Source organism: Acinetobacter sp. 479375, assembly GCF_000581715.1.
GTDB lineage: Bacteria > Pseudomonadota > Gammaproteobacteria > Pseudomonadales > Moraxellaceae > Acinetobacter > Acinetobacter ursingii.
In genome coordinates this window covers 1-16,023 of record NZ_JEZN01000016.1, presented here as the reverse complement: position 1 = coordinate 16,023, position 16,023 = coordinate 1, and the positions used below count along the sequence as shown (strand labels likewise).

The 16,023-nt window shown below is 42.0% G+C and carries 15 protein-coding genes; 11 read left to right on the top strand and 4 right to left on the bottom strand.

What is annotated here, in order from left to right; all coding sequences use genetic code 11:
* The first annotated feature begins 47 nt into the window (after window positions 1-47).
* The 6 genes from J500_RS12415 to J500_RS12390 all read left to right on the top strand — a co-directional run bounded on the left by J500_RS12415 (window position 48) and on the right by J500_RS12390 (window position 6,606).
* Complete coding sequence (locus J500_RS12415; protein WP_004995435.1) at window positions 48-989, top strand: LysR substrate-binding domain-containing protein; 942 nt, start codon at window positions 48-50, stop codon at window positions 987-989.
* Window positions 990-1,311: 322 nt separating this feature from the next.
* Window positions 1,312-2,220 carry a hypothetical protein gene (locus J500_RS12410; protein WP_004995434.1) on the top strand — a complete coding sequence of 303 codons (909 nt, stop codon included), beginning with the start codon at window positions 1,312-1,314 and terminating at the stop codon, window positions 2,218-2,220.
* 100 nt (window positions 2,221-2,320) lie between these two features.
* Window positions 2,321-2,815: a nucleoside deaminase gene (locus tag J500_RS12405; protein ID WP_004985588.1), complete on the top strand. Its 495-nt coding sequence runs from the start codon at window positions 2,321-2,323 to the stop codon at window positions 2,813-2,815.
* 119 nt (window positions 2,816-2,934) lie between these two features.
* Window positions 2,935-4,545 carry an ABC transporter ATP-binding protein gene (locus J500_RS12400; protein WP_004995431.1) on the top strand — a complete coding sequence of 537 codons (1,611 nt, stop codon included), beginning with the start codon at window positions 2,935-2,937 and terminating at the stop codon, window positions 4,543-4,545.
* Window positions 4,546-4,572: 27 nt separating this feature from the next.
* Window positions 4,573-5,679, top strand: coding sequence for an ABC transporter permease (locus J500_RS12395; protein WP_004995428.1), 1,107 nt, complete (start codon window positions 4,573-4,575; stop codon window positions 5,677-5,679).
* Window positions 5,680-5,688: 9 nt separating this feature from the next.
* Entirely contained in the window at window positions 5,689-6,606 is a 918-nt protein-coding gene (locus J500_RS12390; RefSeq protein WP_004995427.1) for an ABC transporter permease, read from the top strand.
* A gap of 492 nt (window positions 6,607-7,098) precedes the next feature.
* Here J500_RS12390 and J500_RS12385 read toward each other — a convergent pair whose 3' ends face one another.
* Genes J500_RS12385 through J500_RS12375 form a run of 3 tightly spaced genes read right to left on the bottom strand, consistent with a single transcriptional unit; the run spans window position 7,099 to window position 10,007 of the window.
* Window positions 7,099-7,671 (bottom strand): L-threonylcarbamoyladenylate synthase, encoded by a 573-nt coding sequence (locus J500_RS12385; protein ID WP_004995425.1) that lies wholly within the window; start codon window positions 7,669-7,671, stop codon window positions 7,099-7,101.
* Between the two features lie 42 nt (window positions 7,672-7,713).
* Window positions 7,714-8,844, bottom strand: a complete 1,131-nt coding sequence (gene dprA, locus J500_RS12380) for a DNA-processing protein DprA (RefSeq protein WP_004995422.1) — start codon at window positions 8,842-8,844, stop codon at window positions 7,714-7,716.
* Between the two features lie 11 nt (window positions 8,845-8,855).
* Window positions 8,856-10,007 carry a LysM peptidoglycan-binding domain-containing protein gene (locus tag J500_RS12375; RefSeq protein ID WP_004995419.1) on the bottom strand — a complete coding sequence of 384 codons (1,152 nt, stop codon included), beginning with the start codon at window positions 10,005-10,007 and terminating at the stop codon, window positions 8,856-8,858.
* Window positions 10,008-10,128: 121 nt separating this feature from the next.
* Between J500_RS12375 and def the strand changes: the two genes are divergently transcribed.
* The 4 genes from def (at window position 10,129) to J500_RS12355 (ending at window position 13,615) form a co-directional block, all read left to right on the top strand.
* Window positions 10,129-10,653: a peptide deformylase gene (def, locus tag J500_RS12370; RefSeq protein ID WP_004985572.1), complete on the top strand. Its 525-nt coding sequence runs from the start codon at window positions 10,129-10,131 to the stop codon at window positions 10,651-10,653.
* Between the two features lie 85 nt (window positions 10,654-10,738).
* The gene (locus tag J500_RS12365) at window positions 10,739-11,170 is read left to right on the top strand and encodes a DUF2946 family protein (RefSeq protein ID WP_373866500.1); all 432 of its coding nucleotides are present in this window, start codon (window positions 10,739-10,741) and stop codon (window positions 11,168-11,170) included.
* Window positions 11,171-11,271: 101 nt separating this feature from the next.
* Window positions 11,272-13,314 (top strand): TonB-dependent copper receptor, encoded by a 2,043-nt coding sequence (locus J500_RS12360; RefSeq protein WP_004995413.1) that lies wholly within the window; start codon window positions 11,272-11,274, stop codon window positions 13,312-13,314.
* Window positions 13,315-13,357: 43 nt separating this feature from the next.
* Window positions 13,358-13,615: a hypothetical protein gene (locus J500_RS12355; RefSeq protein WP_004985566.1), complete on the top strand. Its 258-nt coding sequence runs from the start codon at window positions 13,358-13,360 to the stop codon at window positions 13,613-13,615.
* Window positions 13,616-13,660: 45 nt separating this feature from the next.
* Here the strand turns inward: J500_RS12355 and J500_RS12350 are convergent, their stop codons facing one another.
* Complete coding sequence (locus tag J500_RS12350; protein ID WP_004995412.1) at window positions 13,661-14,866, bottom strand: oxygenase MpaB family protein; 1,206 nt, start codon at window positions 14,864-14,866, stop codon at window positions 13,661-13,663.
* Between the two features lie 86 nt (window positions 14,867-14,952).
* Between J500_RS12350 and J500_RS12345 the strand changes: the two genes are divergently transcribed.
* Window positions 14,953-15,546, top strand: coding sequence for a TetR/AcrR family transcriptional regulator (locus J500_RS12345; RefSeq protein WP_004995411.1), 594 nt, complete (start codon window positions 14,953-14,955; stop codon window positions 15,544-15,546).
* The last annotated feature ends 477 nt before the right edge of the window (window positions 15,547-16,023 follow it).

The window sequence follows — 16,023 nt, the reverse complement described above, 5'->3', positions numbered from 1 at the left end:
ATAAATTTTGCCTATAAACTTCGTTTTAGTAAAATAAGGACAGCTTGGTGATTCATCCTACAAACAAATGGGAAGCGTTGGATGCACATTTATTGCAAGTGTTATATGTGCTCTTGACTGAAAAAAGTGTATCTAATGCAGCCAAACGACTGAATCAATCACAACCTGCCATTAGTACTGCTTTAAAAAAACTCAGGGAAATTACGGGTGATCAACTTTTGGTGCGTAGTCGAAATGGCATGACTCCAACTGAGCGCGGATTATCTCTACTTGAGCCTGTGAGTCAGGTACTCAGCCAACTCGAACTGATCGCGACTCAGCAAGTCAATTTTGATCCTGCGCAATCGCGCCAAGTCTTTAATCTGGCGGCATCCGATTATTTAAATCCGATCGCGATTGGTGAAATTCTGCGTAGGATTCATGTGGAAGCTCCGCATTGTACGGTGATTATGCATTCGATGGGACACAATGTGGATTATGCCCATGCACTCGAAAGTGGCATGTATGATGCGGTGATTGGCAATTGGCCGCAACCTCCAGAATATTTACGGCTTGCGCCACTGTTTGAAGATGAAGTCGTTTGCCTGATGCGTAAGTCACACCCACTCGCCAACAAACCTTTATCCATGGATGATTATTTAAATGCTGATCATATTGCACCCACACCCTATACGGTTGGCCAGCGTGGTGTCATCGATTTACATTTATCTAAAGAACGACTGAAACGTAATATTGTGGCATTTATTCCGTATTTTGGGATGATTCCGTACATGTTGCTACAACTTGACGCGATTTTCTCTGCACCGCGCTCATTTTCTCGCCATTATAGTGCATTATTACCGTTGACGATTTCGACAGCACCGATTCAGTTTCCTAAAATTTCTTATTATCTACTTTGGCATGAACGCCAGCACCGCTCTCCTGAATTTCGCTGGTTCCGTGATTTGGTGATTTCGGTGCTGAGAAACGATAGTCATGTGGTCAATTAATTAATTCTTTGCAGTTTCTTTCTCTCAATCACTTACGTTCAAGCACAGGGAAATCGTACAGCTATTGCCCTGTGCTTTTAATGCTCTGTATTTTCATGAAATTCGATTAAAAAAAAGACTGAATGGCGGGTTTATATCTATTTTAACATAAGCAACATTGTACATTTTTAATATGCCAATCTTTGGTAGGAAATTTGCCTTTATCTCTGAGTCAGATCGTTTTGCATTGGGGCAAACGTGATTTTAACAAAGCAATCAATCAGTATCTTGAAAAGAATATTGTGCGCTTTGATCTTAACAAGGTGATAAGGGGAAATGTGTAATGAAAGTATTACAACAAGGTAATGCACTTAAAACGTTAATGACTGCTATGGCGACTATTCTAGGGGGAGTAGGTGCCATGCAATCTGCACAGGCCGCAACATGGAGTGATACTTCGATTGGTTGGCGCTACGGCACTCAATTTGCTGAACCGTATAAAAATGATGCAGATGGCAGCCGTACTGATATTACCAAACAGATTTTTAACCTGACCCATGCCAGTAGCGATAAATATGGTTCAAATTTCTTTAATGTCGATTTACTTCAGTCTAATGATGAGCCAAATAGCACGCAATCCAACAATAAAGGCACTCAGGAAGCTTATGTAGTCATCCGTCGCTATCTGGATTTAGGTGCAATCACCAAAACCAACTTATCTGTACCAGGCTACATTCGTGGCGCGGGTTTAACAGCAGGTTTGGACTGGAATACCAAGAATGATAGCTATAGTTCTAAAAAGCGGATGTGGGTGGTTGGACCAACGATTCAATTTGATGTGCCTGGCTTTCTAGATTTTAGCATCTTGGCATTATTTGAAAGTAATGATCCTTCCTCAGATACACCACGTTTTGGCTATTCTTCTGGTCGCTATACTTACGATACACATGCAGCAGCTCAATTCACTTGGGGCATTCCAATTGCAAAAACACCGTTATCTTTTGAAGGTTATGCACTCTGGATTGACTCTAAAGGAAAAAATGAATCGGGTGGCGATACCAAAGCTGAAACCCATATCGATGCACGGGTGATGTATGACCTAAGTTCAGTGATAGGTCTTAAAGGCAGTAAGTTGCGTGCTGGTGCAGGTTATGAGTACTGGAAAAATAAATTCGGCAATGATACCGATGGTTTTGCCGGAAAAGGCGCAACAGCCAGTACTCCAATGGTTCGTGTGGACTACCACTTCTAAAATGTATTGAGGATGCAGGTTGAGCGTAAGCAACAAGACCTTAGCTTGTTTACGCTCCATGCTCATGCTCAAACGCCATTGAATCCCAAGGGACAGCGAAATGACAACACATGATCAGGCCACAGCTCAAGACCTGTTTTTTTTAAGAAAAACCTTTGAACTGGCAGAACAAACCAAACAACAAGGCTTACATCCCTTTGCTGCAATTGTCGTGAATGCACAAGGGGAAATCGTGACACAGGCAGGCAATAACTCATTACCACCCACAGGTGATCCGACTCGCCATGCAGAAACTGTAGCCGCAGGACAGGCTGCGCGACTGTTACCCTTAGAACAGCTTCGAGGTTGCACGTTATATACCAATGCAGAACCCTGTGCGATGTGTTCAGGTGCTATTTATTGGACGGGCATTGGTCGCGTGGTTTATGGCATGAGTGAGGGGCAATTACTCGAAATCACGGGTAATCATCCAGAAAACCCAACTTTATCTTTACCTTGCCGACAGGTCTTTGCCAGTGGACAACGAGCTATACAAGTGATTGGACCGTGTTTAAGTGAAGAAGCAGCACAAGCCCATCAGGGGTTCTGGTCTTGATACAAGCCTGAAGCTGATCATTATTTTATTTTTTAAATGATCTATATCTACCAAAGCAATGTGATTTTAGCATGGCATGTCCCTTGCTTCATTTCAATCACCTGAACCAAAGAGATGACATGATGGCACTACCTTCCGATACAATCTCTGTTGATCCTGTCTTCAATACGACGAGCAACAAGTCAACGCCTATTATGCAGCAAAATCGTCTGGAACTGATCAATATTACCAAGCGCTATGGTAGCTTAGTCGCCAATGATCAAATTAGCTTACAGGTCGCACCAGGTGAAATCCATGCAGTGCTTGGAGAAAATGGCGCAGGTAAAAGCACCCTGATGAAGATTATTTATGGGGCAGTCAAAGCCGATGAAGGAGAAATTGTCTGGAATGGTCGCTCGGTCAGTATTGAAAGTCCTGCCGCAGCCCGACGTTTGGGTATTGGGATGGTCTATCAGCATTTCTCGTTATTTGAAACCCTGACCGTTGTGGAAAATATTGCATTGGGCTTGGATGAAAAATTTGATTTAAACGCCTTATCCAAACGCGTGATTGAGGTGTCTGAAAAATATGGATTGCCTATTGATCCAAAAAGAACGGTTTATAGTTTATCGGTTGGGGAACGGCAACGTGTTGAAATTGTCCGCTGTTTATTACAAAACCCGTCATTGCTCATTTTAGATGAACCGACTTCAGTGCTGACGCCTCAAGCAGTGTTGACCTTATTTGAAACCCTACGTCGTCTGGCCAGCGAAGGCGTGTCAATTTTATATATCAGTCATAAACTCAATGAGATACAAACGCTCTGTGACTGTGCCACTATTTTACGTGGTGGAAAGGTTACAGGTACGGCCATTCCAAAACAAGAAAGTACCGCTAGTCTGGCCAAAATGATGATAGGTCGTGATCTTCCTGCTTACGAACATCCAGTTTATACAGGTGAAAGTCTGCCTATATTTGAAATCAAACAGCTCAATGTACAGGCACCCGATATTTTTGGAACATCCCTTGAGAATATTCAGCTCAGTGTAAAAACAGGTGAGATTTTAGGGATTGCAGGGATTTCTGGAAACGGTCAGGCTGAACTTTTGACCGCTTTGTCTGGTGAAATCACTACAGCCAAAGATTGTGTCCTGTTAGAAGGTCGTGCGATTGGGAATTTAAATGCAGGACAACGCCGTGCACTGGGTTTTGGCTTTGTACCCGAAGAACGTTTGGGACGTGGTGCAGTGCCTGCCATGAGTTTAACTCAAAATGCATTGTTGACTGCATTTCGACAAGGCTTTGTTCGTTATGGACTGGTCAGTTATGAAAAAGCACGTCAGTTTGCACAGGACTGTATTCAAAAATTTGCAGTAAAAGCTTCTGGCACTGAAGCTGCTGCTCGTTCCTTATCGGGCGGTAACCTACAAAAATTCATTGTAGGACGTGAAATTTTACAACAGCCAAAGGTCATGGTGGTGGCACAACCGACTTGGGGCGTCGATGTCGGAGCCGCAGCTTTTATCCGGCAAACTTTGATTGATTTATCCCGTCAAGGGGTTGCCATCATCGTGATTTCTGAAGAACTGGAAGAATTATTTGAGATCAGTGATCGAATTGCTGTTCTGGCGGCAGGTCGCCTGAGCCAAGCTCAACCTGTCAGCGAAACCAATGCAGAAGCCATTGGTTTGATGATGTCAGGATTAAATCGGCAAGCTGAAAACTCAAGTGTTTTAAGCGCAACAGCTTAGACCATTTCATTTTAACGGGGATTATATATGCATTTACTCGAACCACGTGATCATCCATCGACATTAATGAAGTGGCTTTCACCTATCATTGCGCTGGTCGCGACTTTCACTATTGGTGGCTTGCTGTTTATGGCACTAGGGAAAAATCCACTTGAAGCATTTCAGGTGTTTTTTATCGAGCCATTATCCAGTTGGTATGGCTGGAGTGAATTGATAATTAAAGCCAGTCCCTTAATTTTAATTGCATTAGGTTTATCTGTTGGATTTAAAGCCCGTATTTTCAATATCGGTGCCGAAGGTCAGTTGATTATAGGGGCGATCTTTGGGGGGGGACTTGCCATTGCCTGTCAGGGAGTTTCAGGATTTTGGGTATTGCCATGTATGGTGATTGCAGGGGCAATCGGTGGTGCGTTGTGGGGAGCCATTCCTGCTTTATTAAAAACCCACTTTAATGCACAGGAAACGCTGACCACGTTAATGCTGAATTATATCGCGACCTTCATTTTACTGTACCTAATTAATGGGCCGTGGAAAGATCCAGCAGGTATGAATTTTCCACAATCGGTAATGTTCGATGATGGAACCTTATTTCCAATTTTATTTGAGGGCACACGGATTAATGCCTTGATCGTGGTTACCATTTTTGCAGTCTTGGCATTTTGGTTGTTTAGTAAACGTAGTTTTCTGGCGTACAAGCTCGAAGTGGGTGGACAAGCGCCTGATGCGGCACGTTACGCTGGTTTTTCTGCCAAACAGGCGATTTGGTTTAGCTTGATGATTTCAGGTTTTATGGCCGGTATTGCAGGAGTGGGGGAAGTCGCGGGGCCTGTCGGACAGCTTAATCCTAATATTTCTCCAGGCTATGGCTATGCAGCAATCATTGTCGCGTACTTAGGTCGATTAAATCCGATTGGAATTGTACTGTCAGGCTTCTTGATGGCTCTGCTTTATATCGGTGGGGAAACAGCCCAGCTCAATTTACAACTCCCTGCCGCAATTACAGGATTATTTCAGGGCATGTTGTTGTTTTTCTTATTGGCAGCCGATGCTTTTATTGAGAATCGCTATCGTTTTGGCAAGTCTAAAACCATGAAAAAAAATACAGCTTCCCTTGCATCAACTGAAACAGCTTAGGAGTCAGACATGATTGATTTAGTTCCAATTTTGGCCGGAACGCTGGCTGCAGGTACACCACTGATCTTTGCAGGGATGGGAGAGTTAGTGGTAGAACGTACAGGTGTGATCAATCTAGGCGTTGAGGGAATGATGTTGATTGGCGCAATTGCAGGTTTTGCTTTTTGTGCAAGCACGGGATTAGGGCCTGCCGCGGGTTTAATCGCAGGTGCAATTGCAGGGATGGCAGCCGCCTTAATTTTTGCAATTTTGGCATTATCTCTAGCAGCCAATCAGGCAGCCTGTGGTCTCGCACTGACCATTTTTGGTGTAGGTTTATCAGCATTTGTAGGACAACATTTTGTGAGTAACAGTCTGGAAGGCTTAAAAGCGCTAGATATTCCAGTGCTCTCCGAGCTTCCTTTTATTGGCCCGATTTTGTTCCATCAAAACTATGTCGTGTATTTGTCGATTTTAACGTTTTTTGTGATCTGGTGGGTTTTGGCAAAAACTAAGCTGGGTTTATTGCTTAAAGCTGTTGGAGAATCGCCAGAGTCGGCACATGCCATGGGTTATCCCGTGTTATTGATTCGTTACGGTGCAGTTCTGTTTGGCGGTGCAATGGCGGGAATTGGCGGTGCATTTTTATCGACCGTCTATACGCCACTGTGGGTGGAAAATATGGTGGCAGGTCGTGGCTGGATTGCGATTGCCTTAGTGGTATTTGCAGTCTGGAAGCCAGCACGCTTGATGATTGGTGCATATTTATTTGGCGGTGTTACGATTTTACAGTTCCATGCACAGGCTTTGGGTTTAGACCTACCTGTTGAACTGTTGGCATCCTTACCTTATTTGGCAACTATTTTAGTGTTGGTGGTCATTTCGCGAGATAAAAAATTGCTGCAAATGAATTTGCCTGCCTCTTTAGGTAAATCATTTATTCCTTAAGGTTTCTAAAAACAAGAACCCTAATGATGAATAGATCACGTACTCTGAGATCTATTCATCAGAGTTAAATCTTTTAAAATAATTTGCTTAAAGAGCCGTTTAATTGTTGTTTCTATATGATTTTTAAATAAATTTGAAATATGACAATAAATTCAAAATTTTAAAAAAATGAATGAAAATAGAATGATAATTTTAATTATTAAGTATAATTGAATAATAATGCTCATTATTTATAGGTTTTTATAAGATAAATAATATATTTGTATAAGATAAAGGAATCATCCATAATACATTCATTGCAAAATATGACTTAAATTCTAATCAGTCATTGCAATCAGATTTAGTTTACCCTCTGGATGTAATTGAAATGCATCCTTTTTATGCTCAACCATTCTATGTGGTTGAGCTTTTTTTATTTTCAAAGATCAATGTTTCAGCACTAAATAAGCAAACTGGACTTAGACAAATTAACGATCAGTACTTCGGGTTGCTCTAAGCGCGTATAACTTGCCCTGTCAGAGCGTCAATAATGCGACTTGGTTCTTGACTCAAGCCTAAATCACCATTGAGATAATCAACTTTTGAGTCGAAATATTGACTCGCATCCTGCAAAGAACGTGCAGGTTCTAATCCCGCGGGATTGGCACTGGTGGAGACAATAAAACCATTAAATGCATGACACAGTGCCACACACAAGGCATGTGTCGTAACTCTTACCGCGACTTGGCTGTGCTGTCCGGTAATCCACTTGGGAATTTGTGCTGCATTGACCGGAAGTAGCCACGTGGTCGCACGTTCAGTCACGCTGCGATCGGTCCAGCTTTGAATCACCTGATGTTGTCGTTTTGAATCAAGATTCAGAAGTAAAGGTCGAACTTGATCGATATGACCTGCCAGTAAAATAACCCCTTTTTCAATCGGGCGTTGTTTTAGGCTGAGAATTTTATGAAAGGCTTGTTCATTAAAAGGATCGCAACCTAATCCCCATACGGCCTCAGTAGGATAGGCAAGCACATTGCCCTGTTTTAAGCTTTGTGCTGCTTCTACAACGGAGGTGGTCAGCATGATGATGTCCTGCTTGGATAAAAACAGTGGATATTGTGAACGTTAATAGTTTGGTCGGCAACGTTGATATAAACCTGCTTGCTGGAGACATAGACCTAAGAGTTCCAGTTCCATCAATTGACCAGTTAATTCGGCAGTTGATCCAGTAAAGTTTTGAGCGAGTTGATCGATACTTTGTCCGATCCAGTCCAGTTGTTGATATAAGTCAATTAAATGCTCTGGGATATGATGAGTTTGCTCAGTTGAGTCAGGTTGCACTTGCTGATTGATGTGCCATTGTGTTGGCAGCGCTAAATCTTCAATGATCTGTTCAGGATGATCAACCAAAATTGCACCTTCCCGAATCAGTTGATGGCAACCTTGATGAAATTCGCTATAAATATGACCTGGAATCGCAAAAATGAGTTTGCCTTGTTTGGCTGCTTCATTGGCAGTGATTAATGAGCCGCTTTGCTGTTTGGCTTCAACCACCAGTACTCCCAGACTTAAGCCACTCACGATTCGGTTACGCCGTGGAAAATGACGTTGTAAGGGCAAGGTTTGCGGTAAAAATTCACTAATGACTGCGCCTTGTTGTGCTATTTGTTGGCGTAAATCTTGATTGGCTGTCGGATAAGTCGTATCCAGACCAGTACCCATGACCGCGATACTACGCTGATGCTGTAAACCACCCTGATGTGCTGCTTCATCAATCCCATGTGCCAGACCGCTACTAACAAAGAAGCCTTTTTCACTTAAATAAAAAGCAAAATCATAAGCCACCTGTCGACCATGTGGACTAGGTTTTCGACTTCCCACAATTGCAATTTGCGGTTGTAGTAAGGCATCAACTTTACCCTGCCCAAAAATAATCGGTGGGCGATCTTCATAAGGAAGCAGTTGCGATGGATATAGCGTATCATCGGGTGTAACAATAAAATCGGTGTACTGTTTTACCAAATTAATCAGTCTGGCAAAAACCTGTTGTCCAGCATCGCTTTGATATTCTTGAACACGTTTCAGATGACTGGCATGTAAGCCCAACTGTGACCACTGCGCCAAATGTTGGGGCAACATGGCTTGTTCACAATCACCAAAATGATGTTTGATTTTTTGAAATGCAGAAAGAGAATGTTGCACCAGATACCACACCGCAATGGTGTGGTAGTGATGAGGATTCAAATTGTTTAGCATAAGATGAATTTTTAATCGTCAAGACGGGGAGGCAAAATCTCAGCACCCACTTTAATTGGTAGGGAACTTTCTAACACATAGGCATAGCTTAGTTGGTCAAAAGTTCTAAATACCATCAAGGTTCCGACTTTCTGATTTGGCAATTTGACTCTTTCTTTAGTTTTAGGGTCTTGAACCGTTTCACCTTGTTGATAAATTGCAAAAACATGACCTGATTGCACACCATCCAGACGACCACGATCAATGGTGACTACACTATTTTTAGCAGCAGAACCGATTGAACCCATTACCCGAACGATTTGTCCACCTTGAGTTACCTGATTGGCTTCTGTTGGATAGAACAAAGTTGGTAACATGGCTTCTTGTTCAAACATGACCAGATCACCACGACGAACTTCGGCATTATAGCTATCGGTCAATTCCATGGTGGCAATATCATGGTCGACTTGAGTCACAATACCTGAAGCGACTTGTAGTAATTCCAAGCCCACGGTGTGTTTTTTGCCATTTGCATCCGTCAGCACATAAGGTTCGCCTTTACGATAGACCGCATAGCGTTGACCCGAAGTTAGACCCTGACCGCGTACGTAAACATTTTGCCCTTTCCCTGCCAGTACACGCTGATCTGCTGTCCCTAAAATATAAGGCGTATTTTCGATACTGTCACTCGCGACAATGGCGGTACGATCTAACCATTGTTTGATATTGTCCAGTGGAATCACAGGAATCGTATTACTGAGTTGTTCAATACGAACTTGAGGCTGTAGAGTAGTTCGTCCCGAATAACGACGGATAATACCTTCACAACCATCACCTTCGTCACGGCCTACCAGTGGACGTCCATCTAGCGTACATAACAATAAGCGATCACCCGGATAAATCCAGTGCGGATTTTTAACGTGTTTATTGCTTGCCCAGATTTCAGGCCAGCGCCAAGGTTTATCCAGAAATTTTCCTGAAATATCCCACAATGTATCGCCTTTTTTAACGACATAAACATTTGGTGCGCTTGCTCTGAGTGAAGGTGGATTCACGTTTGGACTTGCTGCATAGATTGCACTGAGTCCCGTCATCCCGAGTCCAGCGCAAATCGCCACAGCGATACAATGTTTTTTCAACCCCAAGGCATTAAATGATCGAATGCCGTGCAAAACCTTTTTCATTATCATAATTCCTAAAAATTATGTGTGTAGTTGCGTTATAATCAGCACAATACACACATTTTTTTGATGAAGCTTTTTCTTCATTGGTTTTTCGATCAATGGCATAAGTGAGGATAACCATATGGCCTTATTACCTATTTTAAGTTTCCCAGATCCCCGCCTGCGCACCATTGCTAAGCCAGTTGAAGAAGTGACCGATGAAATTCGTCAACTTGCAGCTGATATGTTTGAAACTATGTATGAAGCACCAGGTATTGGTTTGGCTGCGACACAAGTAGATCGTCATATTCAGCTGATTGTCATGGATTTGTCTGAAAATAAAGACCAACCCATGGTATTTATTAACCCCAAAGTTACCCCACTCACCGAAGAAACTCAGCCGTACGAAGAAGGCTGTCTCTCAGTGCCTCAAATATACGATAAAGTTGAGCGTCCGTCACGTGTCAAAATAGAGGCAATTAACCTTGATGGTCAAGCATTTGAGTTGGAGGCTGACGAACTTCTCGCTGTTTGTATCCAACATGAAATGGATCACTTAAATGGCAAGTTATTTGTGGATTATTTATCGCCACTAAAACGTCAACGAGCGCGTGAAAAAGTTGAAAAAGTAGTGCGTCAACGTGAAAAAGTGGCGGTAAAACGCTAATTTTGGCAAAAGCTGTTGTACTAAAAGCCCAATTTTGATTGGGCTTTGTTATACTTGCCGACGAAAAAATGTTGAGATGAACGTTTTGCTGTTACGCACAGGGTTGCTGCTGGGTTTTACCGCAGTATGTTTACAGGTCGCGGTATTTTTACAACCGCTATTACCGAAGCAATATCAAATTGCTCCGGTCTGTGAAACTATTACCCAAGTGTTAAGGTTAACTGCATCATCTTCTTCTGATCATTCCTCGCATTCAGCGATGCAGCATATGCATCATGATATGTCTGCACCATCCAAGCCTGTACAGGGTCATGACCATCATGATCTGAATCATCAATGTCAGTATTGTACGGTCTATGGCAATCTGGTGTTACCTCCTGAACTCGAAGTTAAAGAAGTTTTAGTCCGGATTCAGATTCGCTTATTGGCATATCAACAAACGTTTCGGCATATTTACTTCGCGCTTCAGCGACTTTTTTTACTACCTCAGGGCCGAGCCCCGCCTGTTTTCGCATAACTAGATACCTTTAGCTTTCTAGGTTTTAAAGCTTACATCATGCTTAAGCTGTTTTTGCGCAGTTTAGGCCACTCCGTATTTATGTTTTGAGATAAACAGACATGACTCAAACTCAATTTTTATTACAGCCGCTTTCGGCTGCGGTTTTGATCGCCCTAAGCTCAAGTGGCGTGTTTGCAGAAGATGATATTCAAACCAAGAAAATGGTACCCATCGTGGTGACGGCTCAGGATAATCGCCTATCAAATGGTTTGATTGTTCAAGCGGATCCTAAACAGCCGATCCAGCCTGTACCTGCAACCGATGGTGCCGATTATTTACAAAGCATTATGGGCTTTAATGCGATTAAAAATGGTGGAACTAATGGTGATGTCACCTTTCGCGGCATGTTTGGTTCGCGCATCAAAATTTTGACCGATGGCACAGAAAATCTGGGTGCTTGTCCAGCGCGTATGGATGCGCCCACTTCCTATATTAATCCAGAAAGTTATGATCGAATTACTGTGATCAAAGGGCCACAAACGGTTCAATATGCCAATACAGGTTCTGCGGCAACCGTGATTTTTGATCGGGAACCAGAAAATTTAACGGCCAATCAACCTTATCGTGGACAGGCCAGTGTCTTGATGGGATCTTATGGGCGACTCGATCATAATGTGGAAGCGGCGATTGGCGATGAAACTAAATATGCGCGTATTAACGCCAATCGTTCAGTAGCCAATGATTATCACGATGGCAATGGTGACAAAGTTCATTCTAATTGGGAACGTTGGAATGCCGATTTAGCTCTAGGTTGGAAACCGACACAAGATTCATGGATTGAACTGAAAGGTGGAAAAGGCGATGGCGAAGCGGCATATGCTGGACGTACGATGGACGGAACACAGTTTCAGCGTGAAAGTTTAGGATTACACGCAGAACAAAAAAACCTAACCGATGTGATTAAAAAAGTTGAAGCTCAAGTGGATTATAGCTACAACGATCACATCATGGATAATTATAAAATGCGTACCCCACCCATGATGCCTATGGCCATGGAAGTTACGCGCCGTACACTTAATACACGAGCAGCGATCACTACAGAGTGGGATAATTTTAGTGTGATTTCTGGTGTTGATCGTCAGGAAAATAAGCATGCGGGCAATATGTACATGCGCGATGCAAATCCAATTCCACCGTTAGATGGAGATTTACGCTTTGAATCTTATGGTGCGTTTAGCGAATGGACCTATCGTTTAAATCCAAACAATAAACTGGTTGCTGGTGCACGTTTTGACCATGTCAAAGCGGACAGTGCTGAAAATGATCAGGAACGAACCGATACCAATCCAAGTGGTTTTATTCGTATCGAAAGCACCTTGCCTGAGCATGGTTTTAAAACCTATGCCGGAATAGGTTATGTTGAACGTAGTCCAGATTATTGGGAGCTGTATAGCACCGCGACGGATCATGGAAACGGTTCAACCAATATGATGGGTCAGTCTTCTTATTTAATGGTTAATAATTTAAATAACTTAAAGACCGAGAAAACTGCTCAATTGGATATCGGGTTTGAGCAGCAACATGGTGCTTGGAACACATGGGCTTCAGCGTATGCGGGGTTGATCAATGATTTTATTCTGGTCAGGTATAATGCGCCAAACGCAAGCCAAATGTATCCATTGGCAAATAATGTTGATGCGACGATTGCAGGTGCAGAAGCAGGTGTGGGTTATCAATTTAATGAGCATCTTCAGGCTGATCTTTCTGCAATGTATGCATGGGGTGAAAATACCACGGACAATAAACCTTTGCCCCAAATTGCACCGTTGGAAGGGCGTTTGAATCTACGTTATGTACAGGAAAAATACAGCTTAGGTCTGTTATGGCGTGCAGTAGCTGAACAGAATCGGATTAGCCTAAACGACGGTAACATCGTGGGCTATGATATGGGGAAAAGCAAAGCCTTTTCGACGCTAGCCATGAATGCAACATACAAGTACAGTGAAGCACTCGACTTCTCAGTCGGGATTGATAACCTATTCGATAAAGCTTATAGCGAACACTTGAATAAATCGGGTGCTGCCTTGTTCGGTTATGCTGCCAATGAACAGTTTAATAACATTGGTCGTAACTACTGGGCGCGTGTCAGTATGAAATTCTGATTTTCTGGATATAAACATCGTTTCAATTTTATGGAGAATGTCCATGCGTGAAAAACTGTCACCCGAAAAATCGATTTGGGGTTGGAAACTCCTGATCATCGCGATTATTTTAGCCTTTTTGTTTATGTGGGTATTTTATTTGGCAATGAATAATGAGCCTGACTATATGCCAATGCACAAACAAAAGCAGATGCAAATGCAGCATCAGATGCAGTCTGAGTCTGAAAAAAATGATGCTATGCCGATGGATATGAAAGATATGCCGATGGATCATCAACATGACCCATCATCTTCACATTAAAAGCGTTCGTTAAAAGACAAGAGGGAGTTTAAACTCCCTCTTGTCTTATTGATGCATACTGGCCAATTGTTCCGATTCACTTTGATATAAAGCGAGTCCCAGTTTTTGAATATTTCGTCCTTTTGCTCGCAAAGTTTGATCCAGTTTGGGCACAAATTTAGCCCCTGTGTATAACACCAAATTGCGAATCATCAGATAATAAGCAAACCAAGCCGCTGAACCATGTTCTAAGCCTAACTTTTGCATACGCTTTCGACCAATAAAAAACTGAGTCACTTGCAGATGCTGTCGATAAGCTATTTTTTGTTGTAAGGGGCGAAGATAACGATAACGCCGTTCAAAAGGCTCTTTCGATAAACTCTGTCCAAGTGCAAAACTGGAATCATCAGATTGAGGATGGGCAAACTGCATCCAATACAACAATCGCCAACCCTGACTTTCCTGATCCACCAGCCATTTTTCATCGACGCCCATCAGCCAACCAATATATTTCCAAAAATGCAGAAAATTTTCGACTTCTTGTTGATTGGGTAAAATTCCCAGCGCACGAATTCCGAGTAATACCACGCCACTAAAAGCAATATTGGTCATGGCCAGATCAAACTGATTAATCGGTAAGCCCCAAGTACTGGCATCCCAACGTTCTGATTTACCTAACTGATGACGGACTAATGCATGAATAAACCGTACATAAATGGTTGAGGTAAAACCTGCATTAAAACGTTGTAAACTATTAGGTTCAGTAATATCAACCCACCACTTGGTCGTTTCAGCTAAACGTGTTCCTGCCTGTTTTTTTAAGGCCCCCGTTAGCATCAAAGGTTGATTAAATCCAGGATATAAATATCCCGCCATAAGCGATAAGTCCCGAAGAATAAAACCATTATTAATACCTAGCTTATGTGTAAAAGCTAATGCAGCATCGATCTTATCTTGTTCCAGCCAAACAGGCGCTTGGGTGACATGTGCGAAGAAATGCTCAAGTTCTTGGATCGACTCTGGCAGTTGCTCAATGCCCTGAAACAAGGCTGTTTCAAAGAGCTGACGATGTAAACGTGGATTTTTCATTATCCAGAGTATGAGCTGATCCATCTCATGATCGCCCGACTGCAAGGCCTGACCCAGTGCGGTGTATTCCTCAAAGCTGGGTTGAATCGGACGTTTATTGATGCGTGATAAAACACGACTCAACCAGCTCTGCTCGGACATGCGTTCAAAAGAAGACAATCTTGAGGGGGTTGTATTTTGCATTTGAAGTTGGTGCCTGATTATTGTTTAATCAAACTCTAATACGAATAATTATTCGTATTCAATTCGCATCTTGAAAAGAACATCCCATGAGAAAGCAGCCACAACAACAACGCGCCATTTATTTGGTTGATACTGTTTTACATGCAGCCCAATTATGTATTGCTGAACATGGTCTGTTGCAACTCACGACACCTAAAATTGCAGAGCGTTCAGGAATTAGTGTCGGATCAATTTATCAATATTTTGAAAATAAAGAACAAATCGTTCAGGAATTACTGTTGCGCAAAAGTGAAACATTAGGGCTGGCGCTTAAACAACTTGTGGTGACGCAAGAACAGCTCACGATTGAAGAGATTATTCCACTGAGTGTTCAATTTGGTTTTGATATGATGAAAGCCGATCAGGGGTTTTTTATTGAAGTGCTTAAACATTGGCATGGCTATAACCATTCAAAAGCCGCTCAGGTTTTAGAACAGCATTTTTTTGAAGTTGGTTTGTATGTATTTAATCGTTTTTATCGAGAGTGGGACTTTGAAACCCTAAAACATAAATCCTTTGTGATTATTAATAGCACTTTATTTACTATGATGCGCTACGTCAGTAATAATGATTTTTTGATTGAAGAACAGCAACTTAAGAATGAACTATCGAAAATGATTTTAGCTTACTTAAAAAACTAAAATAAATTAAACAATTAAAATCATTGGCTTATATGTAATTTGGTTTAAAAGATAAGCACTTGAAAATTAAAAACCAGAATAAGGCTTGCGTTGGTTATGGAATGCTGTAGAATGCGCACTCATCGGCGGTGATGCGGATAAAACTTGTTGAAAAACAGGGTGTTGATTGGGTCTTGAAGGATTTGATTGATATTTTGGTTGAGTAAAATGAGTTTTAAAAATATCTAAATTGCCTGTTGACTTTTAAGAGATTGAGAGTAATATAGCCGACCTAGCTTGATGCTGACGAAGCATGAAGAAGATCATTAAGAAAATAGAAGAACAACTTGTGTGGATTTTTACCAATTGATTGATCGAAATATTATCATTAATTAATTGGTTTAAATTACTCGAAGTTTATTTGAGAGAATTTGTCAGTAATTGATGAGCCAGAATTGGCGTCTTGTTCTTTAAGAAAGACGCAAAATGATTTTAACT